Here is a 24,320-nt window from a genome sequence, read left to right on the forward strand (position 1 = left end):
CGCCCGGCGGCACCGCGAGCGACCCGAGGCGCCACGCTAGGCTTGCCGCGTGCTGAAGCTCGTGGTGCTCATCTCCGGTGGCGGATCGAACCTCCGGGCACTGCTCGAAGCCGCACACGACGCCGAGTACCCCGCGCGGGTCGTCGCCGTCGGAGCCGACCGCGACGCCGACGGGTTCGAGCACGCCGAGCACTTCGGCGTCCCCACGTTCTCGGTGCCGTTCTCGAGCTTCGCCGACCGCGGGGCCTGGGGTGACGAGCTGCTGGCGCAGGTGCGGCAGTGGGAGCCCGATCTGGTCGTGCTCAGCGGCTTCATGCGTCTCGTGCCGCCGCGCGTGGTCGAGGCCCTCGCCCCCCAGCTGATCAACACCCACCCCGCCTATCTGCCGGAGTTCCCCGGGGCCCACGGCGTCCGCGACGCCATCGCCGCCGGCGTCGAGCAGACCGGCGCCAGCGTCATCGTCGTCGACAACGGCGTCGACAGCGGCCCGATCCTGGCCCAGCGCCGCATCCCCGTGCTGCCCGGCGACGACGAGTCGTCGCTGCACGACCGCATCAAGCTCGTCGAGCGCGAACTGCTCGTGCAGACCGTGCTCGACATCGCCAACGGAACGATCGACCTCGAACAGGAGTCCACCGCATGAGCGGCCACGCCATCGACCCCACCCTCTACCGCGACCGCGACACCGTGCCCGTCCGCCGGGCGCTGATCAGCGTCAGCGACAAGACGGGGCTGCTCGACCTGGCGGGGGCGCTCGCCGCGGCCGGGGTCGAGATCGTCTCCACCGGGTCGACGGCGTCGACCATCCGCGACGCCGGTCACGAGGTCACCGACGTCAGCGCGGTGACCGGGTTCCCCGAGTCGCTCGACGGGCGCGTGAAGACGCTGCACCCAGCCGTGCACGCGGGGATCCTCGCCGATCTGCGGCTCGAGTCGCACGAGGCGCAGCTCGCCGAACTCGACATCGCGGCCTTCGAGCTCGTCGTCGTCAACCTCTACCCGTTCGTCGCGACGGTCGCCTCGGGCGCCGACGCGCCGACGGTCATCGAGAACGTCGACATCGGCGGCCCGGCCATGGTGCGTGCCGCGGCGAAGAACCACGCCAACGTGGCGATCGTCGTGTCGCCGTCGAACTACGCCCAGGTCGTCGACGCGCTCGGCACCGGCGGCACGACCCTCGCCCAGCGCCAGCGCCTCGCCGGTGAGGCGTTCGCCCACACCGCGTCGTACGACACGGCGGTCGCGGCGTACTTCGCCGCCAACGTCGGCACCGGGTCGGCAGCGCCGGACGAGGAGGCGCGGGTCGACTTCGCCCCCGCGGTCACCGTCTCGGCCGAGCTGCAGCACACCCTCCGCTACGGCGAGAACTCGCACCAGGCCGCCGCGATCTACGCGACCCCGGGTGCGCACGGCATCGCCCAGGCTCAGCAGCTGCACGGCAAGGAGATGTCGTACAACAACTACGTCGACGCCGACGCCGCCCTGCGCGCCGCCTACGACTTCGACGAGCCCGCCGTCGCGATCATCAAGCACGCCAACCCCTGCGGCATCGCCGTCGCCTCCGCCGACGCGATCGACCCCATCGCCGACGCGCACCGTCGCGCCCACGAGTGCGACCCCGTCTCGGCCTTCGGCGGGGTCATCGCCGCCAACCGGCCGGTCACGCGCGCGATGGCCGAGACGGTGCGCGACATCTTCACCGAGGTGGTGATCGCTCCGGGCTTCGACCCCGAGGCCGTCGAGATCCTCAGCGCCAAGAAGAACATCCGCCTGCTGACGCTCCCCGCCGACTACGCGCGCGACGGCCGCGAGGTCAAGCAGATCTCGGGTGGTCTGCTCGTGCAGGACGCCGACGTCTTCACCGGGTTCTCGTCGCAGGGCTGGACCCTCGTCGCCGGCGACGAGGCCGACGCCGCCACCCGCGCCGACCTCGAATTCGCCTGGAAGGCCTCGCGGGCCGTCAAGTCGAACGCGATCCTCCTCGCCTCGGGAGGCGCGTCGGTCGGCGTCGGCATGGGCCAGGTCAACCGCGTCGACTCGTGCCACCTCGCGGTGGACCGCGCCGGCGAGCGTGCGGCCGGATCGGTCGCCGCCTCGGACGCCTTCTTCCCCTTCGCGGACGGCCTGCAGGTGCTGCTCGACGCCGGCGTCGCGGCCGTCGTGCAGCCCGGCGGCTCGATCCGCGACGACGAGGTCATCGCGGCCGCAGCGGCCGCCGGCGTGACCATGTACTTCACGGGTGAGCGTCACTTCTTCCACTGAGCCCGCCCCGCTCCGAGGCGGGTCCGACCTCGACACCCCCACCGCGATCCGAACTGATCGGTCTTGCGGTGGGGGTGTTCGCGCACCTATCCTGTAAGGCTGCTTGCAGTCGGTCGGAGACGGCCGTCGACGCCGACCTCCTGGGGGACATCATGACGACGACAGCGACCACGACGGTCGGACGCGACGACCGTGTCCTCTCAGCCCGCGCCTCCTCGGCCCTGACGGTCGTCGACTCCGAACCGGCTGCGGCGGCCTGACGCACCGCAGCGCACGACGAAGCCGACCGGGCGCCTGACGACGCCCGCCGGACGCGGCCTCCACAGGCCGCCGGCACCACGAGACACTCCCCAGGGGAGCGACCGCGCCCGCGCGGCCCCCTGCCAGATCACGACACTTGGATCAGTCATGCCAGCACAGTCCACCTCCACCCCGTCATCGCCCGGCGGCGACCGCAAGCCGTCGACGCTGCGTGCGCTCATGCGCCTCTACCCCTACGCCCGCCCGGCCGTTCCGCGCATCGTGCTCGGCATGGTCGCGGCCCTGCTCGCCGCGGTCGTGGCGCTGCTCATCCCCGTCGTGCTCCAGCTGCTCGTCGACGGGCCCCTGTCGAGCGGCGACCGCTCGCAGGTCTGGCCGGCGTTCGCGGTCGTGCTCGGCCTCGGCGTCGTCGAGGCGTTCATGATCGCGGCCCGGCGGCGCCTGGTGCTCACGCCGAGCACGCACGTCGAGGCGTCCATGCGCAACGCGCTCTACGCCAAGCTGCAAGACCTCCCGGTGGCGTTCCACGACCGGTGGCAGAGCGGCCAGCTGCTCAGTCGCTCGGTGAGCGATCTGAGTCTCATCCGCCGGTGGCTGGCGTTCGGGCTGGTTCTGCTCGTCGTCAACCTGCTGACCATCGTGGTCGGCTTCGTCGTGCTCTTCTTCTACAGCTGGGTGCTCGGGCTGCTCTTCGTGGTCGCGTCGATCCCCGTCTTCGTGGTCAGCCTCGCCTTCGAGAAGCGGTACTCGCTCGTCGCTCGTCGCAGCCAGGATCAGGTCGGCGACCTCGCGACGAGCGTGGAGGAGAGCGTGCACGGCATCCGCGTGCTCAAGGCCTTCGGCCGCGGCAAGCACTCGCTGCGCGAGTTCGAGAAGCAGGCGGAGGATCTGCGCGGCACCGAGATCGAGAAGGCGCGGGCCGTCTCGAAGCTGTGGCTGTGGCTGCTGCTCGTGCCCGACGTGGCGTTCGCCCTCTGTCTGCTGGGCGGCATCTGGCTCGCCGCCGACGGGCAGCTCACCGTCGGCCAGCTCTTCGCGTTCTTCGCGACGGCGACCGTGCTCCGGTGGCCCGTCGAGTCGATCGGGTTCCTGCTGTCGATGACCTTCGACACCCGGACGGCCGCCGATCGCTTCTTCGAGGTGATGGACAGCACGAACACGGTCACCGACCCCGCCGAGCCGCGCACGATCGCCGAGCCCCGCGGGCGACTCGAGTTCCGGAACGCGCACTTCAGGTACCAGGACTCGCCCGCCCAGTTCGCCGACCTCGTCGACGGCGTCGACCTCGTGCTCGAACCCGGTGAGACCATGGCCCTGGTCGGTCTGACCGGCTCGGGGAAGACGACGCTGCTCGCCCTCGTGCCGCGGCTCTACGACGTCACCGACGGGCAGGTGCTGCTCGACGGCGTCGACGTGCGCGATCTCACCCGCGAGGAGCTGCGGCGACACGTCGGCATGGCCTTCGAGGACGCCACGCTCTTCAGCGCCACCGTGCGCGACAACGTGCTGCTGGGTCGCCCCGACCTCGCCGACGACCCCGAGGAGGCCGACCGCGTGCTGCGCGAGGCGCTCGAGATCTCGCAGTCCGACTTCGTCGAGAGGCTGCCGCACGGCGTCGACACCCGCGTGGGCGAAGAGGGGCTCAGCCTCTCGGGCGGTCAGCGTCAGCGCCTCGCCCTGGCCAGAGCCATCGCGGCCCGGCCGGCCGTGCTGGTGCTCGACGACCCCCTCTCGGCCCTCGACGTCGACACCGAGGCCCGGGTAGAGGCGGGGCTCCGCCGCGTGCTCGTCTCGACGACGTCGCTGATCGTGGCGCACCGCCCGTCGACCGTCACGCTCGCCGACCGGGTCGCCCTGCTCGAGAACGGGGTCGTCACCGCCGTCGGCACGCACTCCGATCTGCTCGCCGCCAACGAGCACTACCGCTACGTCATCTCGTCGCTCGACGACGACACCACCACCCGAGACGAGGTGCTCGCATGAGCGACCAGAGGACGGACGACCGCGACCGCGACGACCGCGACCGTGACCGCGACGACGCCGGGCGCGAGGCGCTCGACGGCAGGACCCCCGCCGAGAAGCGCGTCGGGCGCGGCTCGAGCACCGAGGGCGTCCGCGGCGAGGAGCGCGACGACTTCACCCGCGACGAGAGCAGGCGGCTCCGGGGGCGCTCGCTGCGCCTCCTCGGCTCACTGGTGCACCCGCTGCGCTGGCGACTCGCGCTCATGGGCGTCATCGTCGTCATCAGCGTCGGCGCCCAGGTCGCCGGCCCCGCACTCATCGCGTTCGGCATCGACCGGGCTCTGCCCGCCCTGATGGACCGGCAGGACTGGGCGCCGGCGATCCTCGTCGTCGTGGTGTACCTCGTGACCGGGGTCATCGGCGCCGTGCTCATGGCGCAGTACACGGTGCTCTCGGCGCGGATCAGCCAGGCGATCCTGATCGATCTCCGCAAGCGGCTGTTCCTCCACACGCAGCGGCTGAGCCTCGAATTCCACGAGACGTACACGTCGGGTCGGATCATCTCGAGGCAGACGAGCGACCTCGACTCCATCCGCGAACTGCTCGACTCGGGCATCAACCAGCTCGTGTCGGGGCTGCTCTACATGCTGTTCACGGCGATCGCGCTCGTCGCCCTCGACCCCCGGAGCGGTCTCGTGCTGGCCGTCGCGCTCGTGCCGTTGGTCGCTCTGACCCGATGGTTCCAGGTGCGCTCGCAGAAGCTCTTCCGCGCGACGCGCGTCACGAGCGCGCGGGTGATCGTGCACTTCGTCGAGACCATGACCGGCATGCGCGCCGTTCAGGCGTTCCGCAAGGAGGGGCGCAACGAGAAGGAGTACGGCGGCTACGTCGAGGACTACCGCCAGGCCAACTCGAAGGTATTCACCCTGTTCGGCACCTTCGACCCCGGGCTCGTGCTGATCGGCAACGCGACGCTCGCCGCGGTCGTCCTGTTCGGCGGGTTCCGGGTCATCGACGGCACCCTGGCGATCGGGGCGCTGCTCGCGGTCGCCCTGTACGCCAAGCGGTTCTTCGACCCCGCCGAGGAGATGGCCATGTTCTACAACGGCTACCAGTCGGCGTCGGCCGCGCTCGAGAAGATCTCGGGCGTGCTCGAAGAGCAGCCGAGCGTGCCCGACCCGGCGCATCCGGTCGACCTCTGGCACGCCACCGGCCGGGTGGAGTTCGACGACGTCGAGTTCGCCTACAACGCCGACACCGTCGTGCTGCCCGAGTTCGATCTGACGGTGCCCGCCGGTCAGACCATCGCCCTGGTCGGCTCGACCGGCGCCGGCAAGTCGACGCTCGCGAAGCTCATCTCGCGCTTCTACGACCCGACGCGCGGCCGCATCACGCTCGACGGGGTCGACCTCCGCGATCTGCACCCGAAGGACCTCCGACGCGCGATCGTCATGGTCACCCAGGAGGCCTACCTGTTCTCGGGGTCCGTCGCGGACAACATCGCGCTCGGCAAGCCGGATGCCACCCGCGACGACATCGAACGCGCCGCCCGGGCGGTCGGCGCGCACGAGTTCATCATGGCGCTGCCCGACGGGTACGACACTGACGTGAACAAGCGCGGCGGACGGGTCTCGGCCGGTCAGCGGCAGCTGCTGTCGTTCGCCCGGGCGTTCATCGCGGACCCGAGCGTGCTCATCCTCGACGAGGCCACCGCGTCGCTCGACATCCCGTCGGAGCGCATGGTGCAGGAGGCGCTGCAGACCCTGCTCGCCGACCGCACGGCGCTGATCATCGCGCACCGGCTGTCGACCGTCGCGATCGCCGACCGGGTGCTGGTGATGGAGTACGGACGGGTCGTCGAAGACGGCAGCCCCGCCGACCTCATCTCGGGAACGGGGCGCTTCGCGCAGCTGCACGCGGCCTGGCGAGACTCGCTCGTCTGACGCGGCGGGCCTCCACTCCGTTAGCGTGTCCCCGATGACTGACGCACAGCGGTACCTGCAGGCCTACGACGAGCAGCTCCGGACCGACGCCGAGACCCCGAGCGCCGTCGCGGTCATGCTCGAGGGCCCCCTGCGTCTCGTGACCTTCGCCGGCGGTCGCGGCTTCGTCACGTACCGGGACCTCGGCGGCGCCGACGGCGACGCCGTGCGAGGCCTGGTGGCGAGCGCGATCGAGCACTTCTCGGCCGACGCCTCGATCGATCGCGTCGAGTGGAAGACGCGCGGACACGACCACGCGCCGGGGCTGCACGAGGCCCTCGTCGCGAACGGCTTCGAAGCGGGCGAGCCCGAGTCGATCATGATCGGCCCGCTCTCCGCCCTGGCGGAGGCGGGTGACACCCCCGAGGGCGTCACCCTGCGACGGGTCGAGACCGAGCCCGACGTCCGTGCGATGAGCGCGATGGTCGACGAGGCATTCGGCGAGTCCGTCGACGCGCGACAGGCCGACGCCCTCGTCTCACGGCTCGCACGGGCCGACGGCATGGAGCTCTGGGTCGCCGAGGTCGACGGCGAGATGGTGAGCGGCGGGCGTCTCGAGCCGGTGCCCGGCACGGACTTCGTCGGGATCTGGGGCGGCGCCACCCTCGAGGCGCACCGGCACCGAGGCATCTACCGCGCACTGACCGCCGCTCGCGCCCGCTCGGCGCTCGCCCAGGGCAAGACGCTCGTCCACAGCGACTCGACCGACGATTCGCGGCCCATCCTCGAGCGGTCGGGGCTCGTCCGGGTCTCGACGACGACCCCCTACGACTGGACGCGCTGACCGCGCTCACCTCGCTGACCGCGGAGCCTCACTCCGCGCCGGCGGTCCGCGTCGGCGCGGCGTCCCGCCACGCGTACACCTCGCCGTCGTCGGTCGTCACGGCCGACCAGTCACCGCAGACGACCCCGGCCGTCGGCAGGTCGGACGGCCACCAGTCGGGGGCGATGGGCGGTGCCGACTCGAGCGGGTCGGCAGGCGCGCAACCGGCCGCCTCGGCGAGGGGAGCGGCCGTGCGGAAGGCGAGCACCGCCTCCTGGGGGTCGTCTCGCAGGGCGACCGCGCGGATCGAGGTGGCGTCCGACGGCACCCAGCCCGCCAGGACGAACGACCGCGTGCCCGACTTCGGGGCCTCGCCGTAGCTGTCGAACTCGAAGCTCCTCTGCGGCGACCCGAGGTCGGCGAGCGAGCAGGCGGCGAGACCGGTCGAGAGCGTCGCGACGAGGGCGGCCGCGGCGACGAGGCGGGTGAGGGAGGGCATGCTCCGAGCCAAGCGCCTCGAGACGCCGGGCGGATCAGCCTGCGGGGGAGACCGTCTCATCCGTCAGGGTGATCGTGCGGGTCAGGGCTCCCAGGAGGCGCGCTCGAGATCCACGCGGAACGTGCCGGCCCGAGACCACAGCAGCGGTGTGCCCTCCGCCCGGTAGTTCTCGAGCGCCCGGCTCTCGTGATCCCGCGGGGCGTGCCCCGAGGCGCGGATCACCCGCCACCACGGCAGCTCGGAGCCCGCGTACGCCATCACCTGGCCGACGGCCCTCGACGCGCGCGAACCGAGGGTCGCCGCGACCGAGCCGTAGGTCATGACGCGCCCCGCGGGGATCGACTCGACGACCTCGACGACCCGGGAGACGAAGTCGGACCCGTCGCGCGCCGGCTCGGCCGGCTCGCCCGGTCCGGCCGGCTCGCCCGGTTCGGCCGGCTCGCCCGGCTCGCCCGGCTCGACCGAAGCCTCAGGCGACGTGATCGGACGACCCGTCCGCCGCCGACCCCGACCCCGACCCCGTCCCGGACCCGGACCCCGACCCCGACCCGGACCCCGTCCCCGACCCCGACCCCGTCCCGGGCATCAGGGTCAGCGCCGCGAAGTGCTCGCCGTACGGCGTCTCGCCGACGACCTCGAAGCCGATGTGGGCGAAGAAGTCGGCTGGCCCGTCGGCGCCGGGCTCGTACATGACCGTCAGTCGATCGAAGCCCCGGCTGCGCGCCTCCTCGGCCAGCGAGTGGACGGCGAACCGGCCGACGCCGCGCCCCTGCGCGTCGGCCTCGACGTTGATGCGCCAGATGCAGCTGCGCAGCGCCTCGTCGTCGGCGGAGGCGTCGAAGTTGCCCATGATGAAGCCGACGACGGTGCCCTCGGCGTCGACCACGACCCGCGGCCAGGCGGTCGTCGGGTTGACGTACGCCTCGGCGATCGAGTGCGACACCGGGGCGACGTACTGCTCTTGGCCCGGCTTGAGCGTCAGGTTGTTGGCCGCGACCACGGTGGCGGCGGACAGTTCTTCGAGGCGCAGATCCGACATGCCCTCAGGCTAATGGCGGTGGCGCTCACGGCACCAGCATCGCCGGGGGGCTTGTGCAGAGGCCGACGCGCACGGGCCCCGGCGGGCGGAGAACCCCGCGGTCGTGGATGATGACGAGAATGAACCGAGGGACGAACCTTCCGGCGATCGGCGGCTTCAACCGATCCGTGGTGCTCGACGCGGTCCGCCGCGAGTCGGCGGGGCTGAGCCGCACCGAGATCGCGGCACGCACGGGGCTCAGCCCGCAGGCCGTGACCGGGGTGTCGCGTCGCCTGATCGACGCCGGGCTGATCCGCGAGAGCGGCACCGTGATCAGCGGCCCCGGCAAGCCCCGGACGATGCTGCAGCTGGAGGCGCGGGGCCGGTTCGCCGTCGGCGTCCACATCGACCCGGCGGTGCTGACCTTCGTGCTGCTCGACCTCGAGGGCGCCATCGTGGTGGACTCCCGTGAGCTGACCCCGTCGGCGTCCGAGCCCGACGAGGTGGTGGCCCTGATGGCGCGCGCCATCGACCGCCTCATCGTTGACAGCGGGGTCGACCGCGAGCTGCTGCTCGGGGTGGGCATCGCGTCGCCCGGCCCCGTCGACATCGGCCCCGGTCTCGTGCTCGATCCGCCGATGATGCCGCTCTGGCGGCACGTTCCGCTGCGCCGCGCTCTCAGCGAGGCGACGGGCCTGCCCGTGCTCCTCGAGAAGGACGTCACCGCCTGCGCCGTCGCCGAGCTGTGGCTGAGCGACGGGGCGAGCGGCGGGCGGAGCGACTTCGCCTTCGTGTACTACGGCACCGGCTACGGCACCGGGCTCGTGCTCGGACGCGACGTGCTGCGGGGTGCGAGCGCCAACGCGGGCGACACCGGCCACGTGATGGTCGACCACCAGGGTCACCGCTGCACCTGCGGTCGGATCGGCTGCGTCGGCGAGCTCATCACCCCGCACGGGCTCGTGCGCGAGGCCGAGGCCTCCGGCGTGCTGACGCGGGGCGACGTCTCGGAGGAGGCGCTGGTCGAGGCCGCGACGAGCGGCGACGCGGTCGACATGCGACGCATCGACGAGGCGTTCCGCGCGCTCGTCGCGAAGGCCGACGCCGGCGACCCGGGGGCGCTCGGCGTGCTGCACGGCGCCGGTCGGCACCTCGCCCGGGCGCTCGTCACGGTGGTCAACCTGCTCGACCTCGACGAGATCGTGTTCGGCGGACCGTTCTGGGCGCCGTTGTCGCGGCACGTGCTCGATGTGCTGCCGGCGGCGCTGCGCGACGACCCGGCCCTCATCGCCAAGCACCCCGTGAACCTCGTCGAGTCGTCGATCGGCGTCGACGTGGCGGCCGTCGGCGCGGCCTGCCTCGTGCTCGACCAGACGTTCTCTCCGCGGCCCGCGGCCCTCCTGATCACGGCCTGATCAAAGCCTGATCCGGTCGGAGGAGGGGCGGGAGGTGCGGGTCGGCGACTGCGGGAGGCGCGCCTCCTTCGGGTGCCGACCCGCGCCTCCTCGGTCTGGCCCGTGACGGAATCGTCACCTGATCCGCTCTTGACACGAGTTACTCCATACGATGTAGTAATTGCATCGCGGCCGGACGGAGTTGCCCGGCGTCGTCGCGGATGGAGCAAAGGAGCACCATGTCACGCACGTTCACCTCGGCCAGAGGGCGCCGTCGCGCACTGGCCGTCGCCGCAGCAGCGGTCGCCACAGCGCTGATGGCCTCGGGCTGCGCAGGAGGGGGAGCCGGCAGCGGCGACTCCGACACCATCAAGGTCGCGTACCAGAAGTTCGGGACGTTCACCCAGATGGACGCCCACATGAAGGAGACGGCGAAGACCTTCGAAGAGGCCAACCCCGGCATGAAGGTCGAGTTCGTGCCGATCGCGGCGCAGAACGACGACTACTTCACGAAGCTCGCCCTGATGAACCGGTCGGCCGCCACCGCCCCCGACGTCATGTACGAGGACACCTTCAAGGTCAAGAGCGACGCGGCCGCCGGCTACCTGCTGCCCCTCGACGAGTACACCGAGTCGTGGGACGACTGGGACATGTTCTACGACAACGCCAAGCAGGCCGGCGTCGGTGAGGACGGCAAGACCTACGGGATCCCCATGGGCACCGACACGCGGGCCCTCTGGTACAACAAGGACCTCTTCGCCCAGGCCGGGCTGCCCGTGCCGTGGGAGCCGAAGACCTGGCAGGACGTCCTCGACGCCGCCGACACCGTCAAGGAGAAGCTGCCGGACGTCGTGCCGATCAACGTCTACTCGGGCAAGCCGCAGGGCGAGGGCGCCACGATGCAGGGCTTCGAGATGCTGCTCTACGGCACGCCGACCGGCACCCTCTACGACGACGAGTCGGGCAAGTGGCTGACCGACTCGCAGGGCTTCGTCGACTCGCTCGGCTTCATCGAGGACGTCTACCAGGGCGGCGTCGGCCCGAAGCCCGAGGAGGCGCTGGACACCAACATCGGCACCATCGTCGCCGGCGAATGGCTGCCCCAGGGCAAGCTCGCCATCGACCTCGACGGATCGTGGTTGAGCGGCACGTGGCTCGAGACGGGCACCAACCCGTGGCCCGAGTGGAACGATGTGATGGGTCAGGCGCCCATGCCCACCCAGGACGGCGACGAGCCCGGCGCGACGAGCATGTCGGGCGGCTGGACCCTCGCGGTCGGCGCCAACACGAAGAACCCCGACAAGGCGTTCGAGTTCATCGCCGACGCCCTCGACAAGGAGGGCTCGCAGAGCTACGACATCGCCGCCAGCCAGATCGCCGTGCGGAGCGACGTCGCCGAGGACCCCGAGTACGTCAGCAGCAACCCGACCTTCGAGTTCTTCTCGTCGATCGTGCCCGTGACGCACTTCCGCCCCGCGACGACCGACTACAGCCGCATCTCGAACGAGATCACCGTGGCCATGGAGGCCGTCATGACGGGACAGCAGAGCCCCGAGGAGGCGGCGGCCGCGTTCGACGAGCAGCTGGTCGGGATCGTCGGCGAGGACGAGACGCAGAAGGCGACGGACTAGCCGCATGGCGACCATCGCCCCCACCCCGGTCGGTCGCGGAGGCGACCGGCCGGGGGCCCCCGGGCCGGGACCGAAGGGCGAGAAGCCCGGTCGTCGGGCCGGAGCCGCCAAGGCGCGCGCCCTCCGCACCGGCGCCCGCACCCTGCCGCTCGTGCCGGCGATGGTGCTGCTCGCGCTCTTCCTGCTCGGGCCCGTCATCTCGAGCCTCTACGGCTCGTTCACCGACGCGTCGCTCACCGGCTACGCCGCCGGCGGCGCGCAGTTCGTCGGGTTCCAGAACTACACCGACCTCTTCGTCGACCCCGACTTCCCGAAGTCGGTGCTGCTGACACTCGCCTTCGTCTTCTTCTCGGCCGTCATCGGGCAGAACCTCGTCGGGCTCGGCCTGGCCCTGCTCATGCGGAACGGCCACCGGGTCGTCCGCTCGGTCGTCGGCACGTTCGTGATCGCCGCGTGGGTGCTGCCCGAGATCGTCGCCGCCTTCGCCGCGTACGCGTTCTTCAACGACTCGGGCACCCTGAACACGGTGCTGTCGTGGTTCGGCGTGACCGGGGCGAACTGGCTGTACGAGCTGCCGATGCTGTCGGTGATCCTCGCCAACGTCTGGCGCGGCGCCGCGTTCTCGATGCTCGTCTACTCGGCGGCCGTCCAGGAGGTGCCGCCCGAGATCACGGAGTCCGCCGAGGTCGACGGGGCCACCGGCTGGCAGCGGCTCGTCTTCATCACGCTGCCGGTCATCCGCCGCAGCATCTCGACGAACCTCATGCTGACGACGCTGCAGACCCTGTCGGTCTTCACCCTCATCTACGTGATGACGGGCGGCGGCCCCGGCACCAACAGCACGACGCTGCCGATCCTCGCGTACCAGGAGGCCTTCCAGTTCTCGCAGCTCGGCTTCGGCACCGCCATCGCGACCATCATGCTGCTCGTCGGCGCCGTCTTCTCGATCATCTACATCAGGGCCCTGAAACCGGAGGTCGACTGACCATGGCCATGACCTCACCCAGCGGCCGCAGCATGAAGGCCGTCTCGAACGTCGTGCTGATCGTCATCGCGATCTGCTTCGCCGTCCCCCTCGTCTGGCTGCTGCTGGCCTCGTTCGACCCGTCGGCGACCCTGTCGGCGAAGGTGCCGACGGAGTTCACGCTCGACAACTTCACCGCGGTGCTGACCCCGGAGATCTCGTTCATCCCCCTGATGAACAGCCTCATCGTCTCGGGCGGTTGCGCGCTCGTGACGGTCGTCGTCGCGATCCTCGCCGCCTATCCGCTCTCGCGGTACCGCATGCGGATCAACAAGCCGTTCCTCTACGGCATCCTGTTCGGCACCGGGCTGCCCATCACGGCGATGATGGTGCCCGTCTACAGCCTGTTCGTCTCGCTCAACCTGATCGACTCGGTCGGCGGCACGGTGTTCTTCCTGGCCGCGACGAGCCTGCCGATGGCGATCTGGATGGCGAAGAACTTCATGGACAGCGTGCCGATCTCGCTCGAGGAGGCCGCCTGGACCGACGGCGCGTCGATGTTCTCGACCCTCACCCGCATCGTCGTGCCGCTCATGCGGCCCGGCATCGCGGTGGTGTTCATCTTCGTGTTCATCCAGGCCTGGGGGAACTTCTTCGTGCCGTTCGTGCTCCTCCTCAGCCCCGACAAGCAGCCCGCCGCCGTGAGCATCTTCAACTTCTTCGGCCAGTACGGGTCGGTCGCCTACGGCCAGCTCGCCGCCTTCTCGCTCGTCTACTCGGTGCCCGTGATCGCGCTCTACGTGCTCGTCTCGCGGACGCTCGGCGGCTCGAACGCCCTGGCCGGCGCCGTCAAGGGATGACGCGCCTCCTCCCCACCCCGCCCCGCTTCCTCTCGATCCACAGGACGACCGCCCCATCGCGCGCCGCGGCGCGCCCGTCAGGAGACTGATCCCCATGCACGACAACACCGCCCTCGTCGAGGCACGCATCGACCGATTCGTCCGCGACCGCATCGTCCCGGCGGTCTACCGCCGCGCGGTGCCGCTGACCCTCACCGCGTGGGAGGCCCCGGGCGAGCCGGTCCCGTTCGCCGACGCCGTGGGGCAGACCTTCTCGCCGTTCGCCGCCGGTCAGGCGTGGAGCCGCCCCTGGGGCACGACCTGGTTCCACGTCACGGGCACCGTGCCCGAGGGGTTCGGCGACGACCCGTCGACCTCGATCGAGCTGGTCGTCGACCTCGGGTTCAGCATCCGTCAGCCGGGGTTCCAGGCCGAGGGGCTGGTCTGGCGGCCCGACGGCACCATCGTCAAGGCCATCGAGCCGTACAACGGCTACGTGCCGCTCGCCTCGGTCGGCTCGGGCATCACCGCGGGCAGCCCCATCGATCTGTACATCGAGGCGGCGTCGAACCCCGACATCGGCGGCGACGACTTCCACGGCGTGACCCCCCTCGGCGACCCGGCGACGGCGGGCGACCAGCCGATCTACGCCCTGCGGCGGGTCGATCTGACCGAACGCGACGACGTCGTCGCCGAACTCGATCGCGACGTGTGGACCCTGCTCGGGCTCATGCGGACCCTCGACCTCGGCTCGCCCCGCCGCCACGAGATCCTCCGCGCGCTCGACCGCCTGTGCGACGTCGTCGACCACGACGACGTCGCCGGGTCGGCCGGCGCCGGGCGCGAGGCGCTCGCCGCGGTGCTGGCCTCGCCCGCCGCTGCCAGCGCGCACCGGGTCGTCGCCACCGGACACGCCCACATCGACTCGGCCTGGCTGTGGCCCGTCCGCGAGACCCAGCGGAAGGTCGCCCGCACCTTCTCGAACGTCGTCGCCCTGATGGACGACGACCCGGACTTCGTCTTCGCCGCGTCGAGCGCGCAGCAGTACGCCTGGCTGAAGGAGCGCTACCCCGAGCTCTACGCTCGGGTGCGCGAGAAGGTCGCCGAGGGGCGGTTCGTGCCCGTCGGCGGCATGTGGGTCGAGTCCGACACGAACATGCCCGGCGGCGAGGCCCTCGCCCGGCAGTTCGTCGCGGGCAAGGGGTTCTTCCTCCGCGAGTTCGGCATCGACAACGACGAGGTGTGGCTGCCCGACTCGTTCGGCTACACCGGGGCGATGCCTCAGATCGCCCGAGCGGCCGGCGCCAGCTCGTTCTTCACGCAGAAGGAGTCCTGGAACGAGACCAACCGCATGCCGCACCACACGTTCCTCTGGGAGGGGATCGACGGCAGCCGCGTCTTCACGCACTTCCCCCCGGTCGACACCTACAACTCCGACCTCTCGCCGGCCGAGCTCGCCCACGCCGAGCGCGGGTACGCCGAGAAGGGCTTCTCCAACGTCTCGATCGTCCCCTTCGGCTGGGGCGACGGCGGCGGCGGCCCGACCCGCGAGATGATGGCGGCGGCCCACCGGGCCCGGGACCTCGAGGGTTCGCCCCGCGTCCGCGTCGGGACCCCGGCCTCGTTCTTCGCCGAGGCCCGTGCGGAGCTGACCGACCCCGCCGTCTGGTCGGGCGAGATGTACCTCGAATTCCACCGCGGCACCTACACATCGCAGGCTCGCACGAAGCAGGGCAACCGCCGCAGCGAGCACCTGCTGCGCGAGGCCGAGCTGTGGAGCGCCACCGCCGCCGCCCGCGGGCTCGTCGACTACCCCTACGACGCGCTCGAGCAGATCTGGCACGTCGTCCTGCTGCAGCAGTTCCACGACATCCTGCCGGGCTCGTCGATCGCCTGGGTGCATCACGAGGCCGAGCGCCAGTACGCCCGCGTGGCCGCCGAGCTCGAGGCGATCATCGGCGCGGCTCAGCGGGCGCTCGCGGGTGCCGGTGCCGGTGGGGCCTCCGCCGAGGCGGACGGGTCGACGACGGTGACCTTCAACGCCGGGCCGGTCACCGCGGCGGGGGTGGCCGCGCTCGCGGGCACGACCGAGGGCGCGGCCCAGGAGGCGGGGGTCGGGACGATCGCCCCGGTCGCCTCGGGCGACGGCTGGGTGCTCGACAACGGCCGCGTGCGGGCGGAGTTCGATCGCGACGGGCTGGTCGCCTCGCTGGTCGACGCCGCCAGCGGTCGCGATCTGGTCGCTCCCGGCTCGCGTCTCGGTCTGCTCCAGCTGTTCCGCGACACCCCGAACCAGTGGGACGCCTGGGACGTCGACGCCGCCTACCGCAACGTCCGCACCGATCTCGTCGAGGCGGAGTCCGTCGTCGCCGACGGGGGAGCCCTCGTCGTCACCCGACGGTTCGGCGACTCGACGATCAAGCAGCGCTGGTGGCTCGACGACGGCGAGGCCGAGCTGCACGTCGAGAGCGACATCGACTGGCACGAGCGCCAGAAGCTGCTGAAGCTCGCGTTCCCGCTCGACGTGCACGCCGACCGGGCGGCCAGCGAGGTGCAGTTCGGTCACGTGCAGCGGCCGACGCACGTCAACACCTCGTGGGACTTCGCGCGCTTCGAGACGGTCGCCCACCGCTGGGTGCACGTGGCCGAGCCCGGCTTCGGCGTCGCCATCGCGAACGACGCCACGTACGGGCACGACATCACCCGCACCACGCGCACGGCCGACGAGGGCGGCGACGGCGGCACGACCACCCTCGTGCGGCAGTCGCTCCTGCGGGCGCCGACGTTCCCCGACCCCCACGCCGACCAGGGGCGGCACGTGCTCCGCTCGTCGGTGCGCGTCGCCCCCGACGTCCTCGACGCCGCGACGGCCGGCTACCGGCTGAACCTGCCCGTGCGCCGGGTGCCCGGGGTCGCCGGGGCGCACGTGGCGCCGATCGTCACGTCGTCGTCGCCCGCCGTGCTGGTCGAGGCGGTCAAGCTCGCCGAGGACCGCTCGGGCGACCTGATCGTGCGGCTCTACGAGGCCCGCGGTGGTCGCGCGACGACCACCGTGACGCTCGACGCCGCCAGCGGGCTGGGCGACGCCTGGCGGACCGACCTCATCGAACGCGCTCTCGGCGAGGGCACGGCCGAGTCCGGCCGGTGGGGCGCCGGGACCCCGATCCAGCTGACGCTGCGACCCTTCGAGATCGTCACGCTGCGCGTGTCCCGGGCCTAGTCGCCGGCCCCGCCGCTGTCCGTTGGCGGCGGGGCCGGGGGGAGCTGGCAGGCGGGGGGAGTTGGATCGTCCTTCTGGTCTCGACGACCGGAACCGCCCCTCCAGACCCTAGGAGCCCTCGTGAAGGTCCTGCTGCTCGGCGCCACCGGGGGCGTCGGCTCCCACCTCCTCCGCGCCTCCGTCGCCGCAGGTCACGACGTGAGGGTGCTCGTGCGCGACGCCACCGCTCTCGAGACGAGCGACGAGGTCGACGTGGTGGTCGGCGACGCCACGACGCCCTCGCACATGGCCGAGGCCGTCGCAGGACGCGACGTGGTGCTCAACGCGGTGGGCTCGCGCAACTTCCGGATGCCGGTCGAGCTCGAGGTCGGTCGGGTGCTGCTGCCCGCGCTCGCCGAGGCCGGGGTCGGCCGGCTGATCGTGTGCTCGGCCTTCGGCGTCGGCGACAGCCAGCGGGACGCCGGGGCCATGCAGAAGATGTTCTTCCACAGCGTCCTCGGCCGCGTCTACGCCGCCAAGGAGGTGGCCGACGCCGAGGTCCGCGCGAGCGACCTCGACTGGACCCTCGTCTACCCCACCCGTCTCACCGACGGCCCCGCGACCGGCGACCTCGTCGTCGCCGAGCGGCTGCCCGCCGGCGCCTCGACGAAGGTCGCCCGTGCCGACGTCGCGCGCTTCATGATGGCCCAGCTCGGCGACGACACCTGGTCGCGGCGAACCGCGGTCGTGACGGGCTCGCAGGGCTGACCTGCGCCTCCCGTCACCGACCCGGACGCGGAGGATGCGCCGCGCGCCCGGGGCTGAGCGGCCGACCGACGCTGCGCGCGACGGACTCGCCGCCTGGTGAGCGACGGGCCCTCACCAGGGTCAGGAGCCCGAACCGGTCTCGGAGTCGGCGGAGGGCGTCTCGGTCGGTGCGGTCGGCTCACCCGTGGGCGGAGCCGGGCGGGTCGCGTCGTCGTCGCCCTCGGCCGGGCCCTCGGCGCGAGGGGGTGCCGGCGCCTCCGCCGGGCCGCCCTTCGCCGGGCCGTCCGCTGCCGGGCCGTCCGCTGCCGGGCCGCCCTCTGTCGGGCCGCCTTCCGTCGCGCCGCCTTCTGCCGGGCCGCTCTTCACCGGGCCGCCCTTCGCCGGGCCGCCCTCGGCGAGCGGGCCTCCGGCGCCGGGACCGCCGTCGGCCGCCGGGCCGCAGTCGCCGGGCGTCGGAGCGGTGCCGTCGGCGTCGGGGGCCTCGGGTGCGCCGGACTCGGAGCCGGGCGCCGCCGGGGCGGTCGGCATCACGCCGTCGGCCGGTCCGGTCTCGCCCGTCGTCGGCTCCGACCCGTCCGACCCGCTCGACCCGTCGGACCCCGTCGCTCCGCCGGTGCCGCCCTCCGCCGAGTCGGAGGTCGAGGCGCTCGCCGGGCGGTCGGCGTTCGAGACCGCGACGGCGGTGCTCGTGCCGACGAGGGCGAGTCCGGCGGCGGCGATGCCGACGCCCATCAGCAGTCTCCTGGTCGGCCGGCGACGGGCGGTCGTCGCGGCGGATGCGGAGGAGGGAGCGTCAGCGGCTGCGGCTCGGGCGTCGCCGGCCCCCGCGGCGGTCATCGGCAGCTCGCGGGTCGCCTGGTCGTCGGCCGGAGTCCGGTCGGCGGAACCGCCGGCGCCGGCGGCGGAACCGGCACCGGAACCGCCGGCACCGGAACCGGCGGAACCGGAACCGCCGGCACCAGAACCGGCGGGGCGATCGAAGCGGGCGTCGAAGCGGTCGTCGTCGGGTGTGCGGTCGTTCGTCATGATGTCTCCTGCTCGTGTCGCCGACGGGATCCCGCCGGCTGACACCACTCTCGGAGCCGTTTCTGAAGCACGACTTAAGCTCCGTCGACCGGTCGGATGCCCCACCGGACTGCCAGCCCGCCCATAGCCGGTTCATACGCGGGCCGCTTAGCGTCGCCGGATGCTCAGCCCCGCCCGCATCCTCGTCGTCGACGACGACGAGACCATCCGCACCGCCGTCCTCGCCGCGCTCGACGCCGAGGGCTTCACCACGCGGGGTCTCGCCGACGGCGGTGCTCTCGCCGACGTGCTCGGGTCGTTCGTGCCCGATCTCGTCGTGCTCGACTGGATGCTGCCCGGCGCACCCGGGATCCGGCTCGCGGCGGTGATCCGCACCTCCTCGGATGCCGCGGTCGTCATGCTCACCGCCCGCGACGAGGTCGACGACCGCCTGCGGGGCTTCGCCGAGGGTGTCGACGACTACATCGTCAAGCCGTTCGCCGTCGCCGAGCTGATCGCCCGCGTCACGGCCGTTCTGCGCCGTCGGGGCCGGATCCCGTCGGTGATCGAGATCGGCGATCTCGTGGTCGACCCCGATGCGGCGCGCAGCACCCGCGGGGGCCGCCCGCTCGATCTCACGGCGACCGAGTTCCGTCTGCTGGGGTTCCTCGCCGAGAGCCGCGGGCGCACCGTCTCGAAGACGCAGATCCTCACGCAGGTGTGGGGCTACGACGACTACGACCCCAATCTGGTCGAGGTGCACCTCAGCGCGCTGCGTCGCAAGATGGAGGGCTCCGGGCCGCGACTCATCCACACGGTCCGCGGGCTCGGGTACCGGATGAGCGCGTGAGGGCCCCTCACCCCCGACGAGCGTCCGGAGGCGCGGCGCCCGTCGTCGAGACCGGGTCGCCGGGGCTCCGCACCGGGTCGCTGCGCGTCCGCACCGTCGTCGCGGTGCTCCTGCTCCTGACCGTGCTGCTCGGTGCGCTCGCCGTGACCGTCGAGCTGACCCTCGGCCAGCGTCTCCGGGCGCAGGTCGTCGACCGGCTGACCGACCGGGCCGCGGCCGCCGCGTCGCTCGTCGGCACGGTGGACGGCGACGAGCTCGCCGAGCGCCTGTCCGCGCAGGGCCTCTCGGTGGTCATCGAGGACGCCGACGGCGGCGAGATCGTCGCCGGCCCCAGCCCCGAGCAGCTCCGCGCCGGGCCGCCCGCCCTCGGCTCCGACGGACCGCTCGGCGGGCCCGGCCAGGGACCGGACCGAGGAGGCGCGGGGTCCGACGCGTCGACCGCTCCCGTCGACGACGCGGCCGGCGCGGACGACACGACCCGCTCCTCCTCGGCGGTCGCCGTCTCGTCGTCCGAGGTCTCGTCGGACGACGAGGTCACCACCCTCGTCTCGCGGCTGAGCGACGGATCGACCATCACCCTGTCGACGGACTCCCGGTCGGTGGGCGAGACCCTGACCCAGCTGCGCTGGGTGATGCTCGGCGCGTCGGCGGCGTTCCTGCTCGTGGCCGCGGCCGGTCTCGCGCTCGTCGTCCGGGCGACGCTGCGGCCGCTCGACCGCATGACGGCGGTGGCCCGGTCGATCGCCTCGGGCGACCGCGGCCGACGGCTGCGCCCGGCGCGACGCGACACCGAGATCGGACGGGTCGCGCTGGCCTTCGACGAGATGCTCGACGGGGTGGAGGGGGCCGAGCGGACGGCCCTCGAGGCGGAGAGTCGCGTGCGGGCGTTCGTGTCGGACGCCGCGCACGAGCTGCGGACCCCGGTGGCGGGCATGCGCGCCGCCGCCGACACCCTGGTGCGCTCGCCCCCGTCGGACGCCGACCGCGAGCGGCTGGCGGTGCACGTGGTGCGCGAGGCGGAGCGCGCCTCGCGCCTGATCGACGACATGCTGCTCATGGCGCGCGTCGACCGCGGCGTCGAGCTCGACCTCGAGGTCGTCGACGTCGAGGCGATCGTCCGCGCCGACGCCGAGCGGCTCCGCGTGCGGCGGCCGGGTCTCGACCTGCGGGTGGTGCGCGCGGAGGCGGGGGTCGGGACGGTCTCGGGCGCTGCCGGATCGGGATCGGGGTCCGGGTCGGGGTCCGGGCCTGGGTCCGGGTCGGCACCGGTGCTCGCCGCCGTGGATGCGGGGCGGATCTCGCAGATCGTCGGCAACCTGCTCGACAACGCCGCCCGTGCGACCGGCGGCACGGGCCGCGTCACCGTCGAGATCGAGGGGGTCGGAGGCGGGGAGGGCCGGTCGGGCGAGAGCGAGGCCCGACGTGAGGCCGGGACCGGGACCGGGTCCGGGTCCGGGAACGAGAGCGGAACCGGGACGGTCACGGTGACCGTCCGCGACGACGGGCCCGGCGTGCCGGGCGCGGACCGCGAGCGGGTGTTCGAGCGACTCGTCCGTCTCGACGTCGCTCGGCGGTCGGGCGACGGAGGCGCGGGTCTCGGACTCCCGATCGCGCGGGGTCTCGCGCGGGCGCACGGCGGCGATCTCGTCTGCGTCGAGCCCGGACCGGACACCGGGCTCCCCGGAGGCGCCGTCTTCGTGCTGACCCTGCCGGTCGGCGGCACGGCGCCGCTCGCGTCTCGAGACTCATGCCGCGGCCAGAATGCGTCGAGGAGCATGATGGCGTGATGCCCGCGCAGACACCCGAAGCCTCCGACGCACCCCGCACCGCACCCTCCGGCGCACCCGCACCCGCACCCGCACCCGCACCCGCCACCGCACCCGATGCCGCTCCGGCGACCGAACCGCCCGCCGAGTCATCCGCGACGACGGCATTCCGTGCGGCGCGCGACCACCTGCTCGACCTCGGGCGCGACCTCGACCGTGCGGGCTCCGAGTTCCGGTGGCCCGACGTCGGCGATCGGTTCAACTGGGCCGTCGACTGGTTCGACGTGATGGCGCGCGACAACGAGAGCATCGCCCTCTGGCTCGTCGAGGAGGACGGCTCCGAGCAGCGCATCACGTTCGACGCCATGCGCCGTCGCAGCGACCAGGTCGCGTCGTGGCTGCACGGTCTCGGCGTCGCGCGCGGCGACCACGTCATGCTGATGCTCGGCAACCAGGTCGAGCTGTGGGAGGCGATGCTCGCCGTCATGAAGATCGGCGCCGTCATCCTGCCGACGTCGACCGTGCTCGGCACCGCCGATCTCGCCGACCGCATCGAGCGCGGGCTCGTTCGCCACGTCGTCGCGAATGCCTCCGACGCGGCCGCCTTCGAGGGGATCGACGGCGTCGAGGGCGTCACCCGCATCGCCGTCGTTCCGTCGGGCGGCTCCGCCCCGGAGGGCTGGACGGACTTCGCGGACTCGCACCGCGCCTCCTCGGTGCGACCCGACGTCGTCACCGCGACCGACGACCCCTGCCTCGTCTACTTCACCTCGGGCACGACCAGCAAGCCGAAGATGGTCGTGCACTCGCACGCCTCGTATCCGGTGGGGCACCTCAGTACGACGTACTGGCTCGGCGTCCGCCCCGGCGACGTGCACATGACCATCTCGTCGCCCGGTTGGGGCAAGCACGCCTGGAGCTGCTTCTTCGCCCCGTGGACCGCCGAGGCCACCGTCTTCGTCTACAACTACGGGCGGTTCCGTCCCGCCGAGCTGCGCGATCAGCTCGAGCGCGCCGCCGTCACGTCGTTCTGCGCGCCTCCCACCGTGTGGCGCATGCTGATCCAGTCGTCGCTCGGCGAACGGCCCCGCGCCCTGCGCGAGGCGCTGTCCGCGGGCGAACCCCTCAACCCCGAGGTGATCGGCCGCGTCCAGCAGGGCTGGGGTCTCGACATCCGCGACGGCTACGGCCAGACCGAGACGACGGCCATCATCGCCAACGCCCCGGGCGGCACGATCAAGGCGGGCTCGATGGGGCGCGCGCTGCCCGGCGTCGACGTCGTGCTCGTCGACCCCGTCACGGGAGTCGTCGGCGACGAGGGCGAGGTCTGCCTCGACCTGACCACGCGACCCGTGAACCTGATGACCGGCTACCTGGGCGACTCGGCGCGCACCGAGTCGTCGATGCGCGACGGGCTGTTCCACACCGGCGACGTCGCCGAGCGCGACGCCGACGGCATGATCACCTTCGTCGGTCGCACCGACGACATCTTCAAGTCGTCCGACTACAAGGTGTCGCCGTTCGAGGTCGAGAGCGTGCTGATCGAGCACCCCGCCGTCGCCGAGTCCGCTGTGGTGCCCGCACCCGACGACGTCCGGCTGGCCGTGGTCAAGGCGTACGTCACCCTCGCCGCCGGGGTCGAGGCGTCGGCCGACACCGCGCGCGACGTCCTGGCGCACGCCCGCACGGGCCTGCCGGCCTACGAGCGCGTGCGACGCATCGAGTTCGTCGACGAGCTGCCGAAGACCATCTCGGGCAAGATCCGCCGCGTCGAGCTGCGGCAGCGCGAGGAGGACGCCGCCGTCTCGGGCGAGCGGATCGCCGGCGAGTGGCGGGACTCGGACTTCCCCGGGCTGCGCGGCTGAGGCCGAGGAGGCGCGGGTCCGAGGAGGCGCGGCGTGGCGCTCGGACGATCCTGACGATTCGTCGACGACATGCGCCGAGCCCCTGGCCGTCCGTCGGCATGTTGCCTATGATCAGACGATCCACCCCGAGGAGACCCGTGACCCGCTGCGCCGATCTGACGACGTCCGTCTCGTGAGCGACCCCCGGCTCGATGCTCCGCCTCTGACCCGTCGCGAGGCGCTCGCGCGTGAACGCGCCGCCGCAGCCCAGGAGGCGCGGGTCGAGACGACCGCGCCCGCCCCGCTCGTCGAGGCTCCCGCGACGCCCGCCGTCGAGACGCCTTCCGACGCGACGCCCGCCCCGCCCGAGGCCCCCTCGCCCGTCGCGACGCCCTCGGCCGCACGGCACCCCGCCGCTCTGCAGCAGCCCGCCGTCTCGCGCGTCCCCGTCCGCTCGACGCGGACGGTCTCGGCACCGGAGCCGCGCCTCCTGCCCGCCCGCCGTCCGAGCTTCATGGCCCGCCGCGCCCGCGAGGCCGCCGTGCCCGCCTTCGCGCTGCTCGCCGCGACCCTGTTCTTCTCGTCGAACGTCACGCCCGCGTCGGCGTCCGACCTGGGCGGCTCGGGCATCCCGGTGTCGACGTCCGCGCCCATGACGGGGCAGACGCTCGCCGCGTCGCTCGTCGTGCTGGCCGTCGCCGAGCGCGACTCGTACGGCGTCACCGACCCGCCGCCTCCGCCGCCCCCGCCGCCGCCCGTGGTGGAGGTCGCCGAAGAGGCCGTCGAGTCGACCACCGGCGGTGCCGTGTCGCCGACCGGCGCCCTCGGAGCGGCCGCCGGCGTCGCCTCGGGCGGCGGCACGATCGTCAACAGCGGCACGGGCGACATCCGCTGGCCGTTCCCGGGCAGCGTCGTGCTCAGCTCGGGCTTCGGCCCCCGCAGCGCTCCCTGCGCGGCGTGCTCGAGCATGCACATGGGGCTCGACATGACCCCGGGAGGCGGCACCCCGATCGGTGCCGTCGCCGCCGGCACGGTCCGCATCGCGGGCGTCCACGCTCAGTTCGGCACGTACGTCGTGATCGACCACGTCATCGACGGCGGACTCGTCAGCACGATGTACGCCCACATGCGCTCGGGCTCGAGCCCGCTGGTCGTCGGCCAGCAGGTCGGCGTCGGCGAGCTGGTCGGCCTCGTCGGACGCACCGGCGTCGCCACGGGCGAGCACCTGCACTTCGAGGTGCTGATGGGCGGTTCGACGCAGGTCGACCCCAAGGCGTGGCTCGACGCCAACGCCGGGCGGACGCTCTAGGCGC

At 72.6% G+C, this 24,320-nt stretch carries 18 protein-coding genes and 1 pseudogene; 15 read left to right on the top strand and 4 right to left on the bottom strand.

Features of this window, described 5'->3' with window-relative positions; all coding sequences use genetic code 11:
* Window positions 1–49: 49 nt before the first annotated feature.
* From purN to ASF89_RS03325, 5 genes are all read left to right on the top strand, one after another.
* Window positions 50–643, top strand: coding sequence for a phosphoribosylglycinamide formyltransferase (gene purN, locus ASF89_RS03305; protein ID WP_055812039.1), 594 nt, complete (start codon window positions 50–52; stop codon window positions 641–643).
* Window positions 640–2,262 (top strand): bifunctional phosphoribosylaminoimidazolecarboxamide formyltransferase/IMP cyclohydrolase, encoded by a 1,623-nt coding sequence (gene purH / locus ASF89_RS03310; RefSeq protein WP_055812042.1) that lies wholly within the window; start codon window positions 640–642, stop codon window positions 2,260–2,262. Before purN ends, purH begins: the two co-directional genes overlap by 4 nt.
* Window positions 2,263–2,670: 408 nt before the next feature.
* Entirely contained in the window at window positions 2,671–4,506 is a 1,836-nt protein-coding gene (locus ASF89_RS03315) for an ABC transporter ATP-binding protein (RefSeq protein ID WP_055812045.1), read from the top strand.
* The gene (locus ASF89_RS03320; RefSeq protein WP_082475317.1) at window positions 4,503–6,428 is read left to right on the top strand and encodes an ABC transporter ATP-binding protein; all 1,926 of its coding nucleotides are present in this window, start codon (window positions 4,503–4,505) and stop codon (window positions 6,426–6,428) included. Before ASF89_RS03315 ends, ASF89_RS03320 begins: the two co-directional genes overlap by 4 nt.
* Window positions 6,429–6,462: 34 nt before the next feature.
* Entirely contained in the window at window positions 6,463–7,251 is a 789-nt protein-coding gene (locus ASF89_RS03325) for a GNAT family N-acetyltransferase (RefSeq protein WP_055813041.1), read from the top strand.
* A gap of 28 nt (window positions 7,252–7,279) precedes the next feature.
* Here the strand turns inward: ASF89_RS03325 and ASF89_RS03330 are convergent, their stop codons facing one another.
* The 3 genes and pseudogenes from ASF89_RS03330 to ASF89_RS03340 form a co-directional block, all read right to left on the bottom strand.
* The gene (locus ASF89_RS03330; RefSeq protein ID WP_055800082.1) at window positions 7,280–7,729 is read right to left on the bottom strand and encodes a hypothetical protein; all 450 of its coding nucleotides are present in this window, start codon (window positions 7,727–7,729) and stop codon (window positions 7,280–7,282) included.
* Window positions 7,730–7,810: 81 nt separating this feature from the next.
* Complete coding sequence (locus tag ASF89_RS16165) at window positions 7,811–8,212, bottom strand: MGMT family protein (RefSeq protein ID WP_082489739.1); 402 nt, start codon at window positions 8,210–8,212, stop codon at window positions 7,811–7,813.
* A gap of 103 nt (window positions 8,213–8,315) precedes the next feature.
* Window positions 8,316–8,768 (bottom strand): annotated as a pseudogene (locus tag ASF89_RS03340) (N-acetyltransferase family protein); the annotation flags it as partial.
* Between the two features lie 119 nt (window positions 8,769–8,887).
* On the opposite strand from ASF89_RS03340, the gene ASF89_RS03345 reads away from it, so the two are divergent.
* The 6 genes from ASF89_RS03345 (at window position 8,888) to ASF89_RS03370 (ending at window position 17,542) form a co-directional block, all read left to right on the top strand.
* On the top strand, window positions 8,888–10,162 hold the full coding sequence (locus tag ASF89_RS03345) for an ROK family transcriptional regulator (RefSeq protein ID WP_055800089.1): 1,275 nt from the start codon (window positions 8,888–8,890) through the stop codon (window positions 10,160–10,162).
* Window positions 10,163–10,380: 218 nt separating this feature from the next.
* The gene (locus tag ASF89_RS03350; protein ID WP_082475320.1) at window positions 10,381–11,772 is read left to right on the top strand and encodes an extracellular solute-binding protein; all 1,392 of its coding nucleotides are present in this window, start codon (window positions 10,381–10,383) and stop codon (window positions 11,770–11,772) included.
* Between the two features lie 4 nt (window positions 11,773–11,776).
* Window positions 11,777–12,757: a carbohydrate ABC transporter permease gene (locus ASF89_RS03355; protein WP_055800094.1), complete on the top strand. Its 981-nt coding sequence runs from the start codon at window positions 11,777–11,779 to the stop codon at window positions 12,755–12,757.
* Between the two features lie 2 nt (window positions 12,758–12,759).
* Window positions 12,760–13,596 carry a carbohydrate ABC transporter permease gene (locus ASF89_RS03360; protein ID WP_055800098.1) on the top strand — a complete coding sequence of 279 codons (837 nt, stop codon included), beginning with the start codon at window positions 12,760–12,762 and terminating at the stop codon, window positions 13,594–13,596.
* 94 nt (window positions 13,597–13,690) lie between these two features.
* Window positions 13,691–16,795 carry a glycoside hydrolase family 38 C-terminal domain-containing protein gene (locus tag ASF89_RS03365; RefSeq protein ID WP_055812048.1) on the top strand — a complete coding sequence of 1,035 codons (3,105 nt, stop codon included), beginning with the start codon at window positions 13,691–13,693 and terminating at the stop codon, window positions 16,793–16,795.
* Window positions 16,796–16,915: 120 nt separating this feature from the next.
* Complete coding sequence (locus ASF89_RS03370; RefSeq protein WP_055812052.1) at window positions 16,916–17,542, top strand: NAD(P)-dependent oxidoreductase; 627 nt, start codon at window positions 16,916–16,918, stop codon at window positions 17,540–17,542.
* 120 nt (window positions 17,543–17,662) lie between these two features.
* Here the strand turns inward: ASF89_RS03370 and ASF89_RS03375 are convergent, their stop codons facing one another.
* Window positions 17,663–18,568, bottom strand: coding sequence for a hypothetical protein (locus tag ASF89_RS03375; protein ID WP_055812055.1), 906 nt, complete (start codon window positions 18,566–18,568; stop codon window positions 17,663–17,665).
* 160 nt (window positions 18,569–18,728) lie between these two features.
* Here ASF89_RS03375 and ASF89_RS03380 point away from each other — a divergent pair, with 160 nt between their 5' ends.
* The 4 genes from ASF89_RS03380 (at window position 18,729) to ASF89_RS03395 (ending at window position 24,316) form a co-directional block, all read left to right on the top strand.
* Window positions 18,729–19,397: a response regulator transcription factor gene (locus ASF89_RS03380; RefSeq protein ID WP_055812058.1), complete on the top strand. Its 669-nt coding sequence runs from the start codon at window positions 18,729–18,731 to the stop codon at window positions 19,395–19,397.
* Window positions 19,394–21,184: a HAMP domain-containing sensor histidine kinase gene (locus ASF89_RS15925; RefSeq protein ID WP_082489742.1), complete on the top strand. Its 1,791-nt coding sequence runs from the start codon at window positions 19,394–19,396 to the stop codon at window positions 21,182–21,184. Before ASF89_RS03380 ends, ASF89_RS15925 begins: the two co-directional genes overlap by 4 nt.
* Window positions 21,184–23,028 (top strand): AMP-binding protein, encoded by a 1,845-nt coding sequence (locus tag ASF89_RS03390; protein ID WP_082489743.1) that lies wholly within the window; start codon window positions 21,184–21,186, stop codon window positions 23,026–23,028. The genes ASF89_RS15925 and ASF89_RS03390 overlap by 1 nt, the downstream gene beginning before the upstream one ends.
* A 172-nt stretch (window positions 23,029–23,200) precedes the next feature.
* On the top strand, window positions 23,201–24,316 hold the full coding sequence (locus tag ASF89_RS03395; RefSeq protein WP_055812061.1) for a M23 family metallopeptidase: 1,116 nt from the start codon (window positions 23,201–23,203) through the stop codon (window positions 24,314–24,316).
* The last annotated feature ends 4 nt before the right edge of the window (window positions 24,317–24,320 follow it).

It is taken from the genome of Frigoribacterium sp. Leaf172, from assembly GCF_001424285.1.
Lineage (GTDB): Bacteria > Actinomycetota > Actinomycetes > Actinomycetales > Microbacteriaceae > Frigoribacterium.

Coding starts and splice junctions, on each gene's coding strand:
- purH (WP_055812042.1), top strand. CDS start 640: ATGAGCGGCCACGCCATCGACCCCACCCTCTACCGCGACCGCGACACC.
- ASF89_RS03315 (WP_055812045.1), top strand. CDS start 2,671: ATGCCAGCACAGTCCACCTCCACCCCGTCATCGCCCGGCGGCGACCGC.
- ASF89_RS03320 (WP_082475317.1), top strand. CDS start 4,503: ATGAGCGACCAGAGGACGGACGACCGCGACCGCGACGACCGCGACCGT.
- ASF89_RS03325 (WP_055813041.1), top strand. CDS start 6,463: ATGACTGACGCACAGCGGTACCTGCAGGCCTACGACGAGCAGCTCCGG.
- ASF89_RS03330 (WP_055800082.1), bottom strand. CDS start 7,729: ATGCCCTCCCTCACCCGCCTCGTCGCCGCGGCCGCCCTCGTCGCGACG.
- ASF89_RS03345 (WP_055800089.1), top strand. CDS start 8,888: ATGAACCGAGGGACGAACCTTCCGGCGATCGGCGGCTTCAACCGATCC.
- ASF89_RS03350 (WP_082475320.1), top strand. CDS start 10,381: ATGTCACGCACGTTCACCTCGGCCAGAGGGCGCCGTCGCGCACTGGCC.
- ASF89_RS03355 (WP_055800094.1), top strand. CDS start 11,777: ATGGCGACCATCGCCCCCACCCCGGTCGGTCGCGGAGGCGACCGGCCG.
- ASF89_RS03360 (WP_055800098.1), top strand. CDS start 12,760: ATGGCCATGACCTCACCCAGCGGCCGCAGCATGAAGGCCGTCTCGAAC.
- ASF89_RS03365 (WP_055812048.1), top strand. CDS start 13,691: ATGCACGACAACACCGCCCTCGTCGAGGCACGCATCGACCGATTCGTC.
- ASF89_RS03375 (WP_055812055.1), bottom strand. CDS start 18,568: ATGACGAACGACCGCACACCCGACGACGACCGCTTCGACGCCCGCTTC.
- ASF89_RS03380 (WP_055812058.1), top strand. CDS start 18,729: ATGCTCAGCCCCGCCCGCATCCTCGTCGTCGACGACGACGAGACCATC.
- ASF89_RS03390 (WP_082489743.1), top strand. CDS start 21,184: ATGCCCGCGCAGACACCCGAAGCCTCCGACGCACCCCGCACCGCACCC.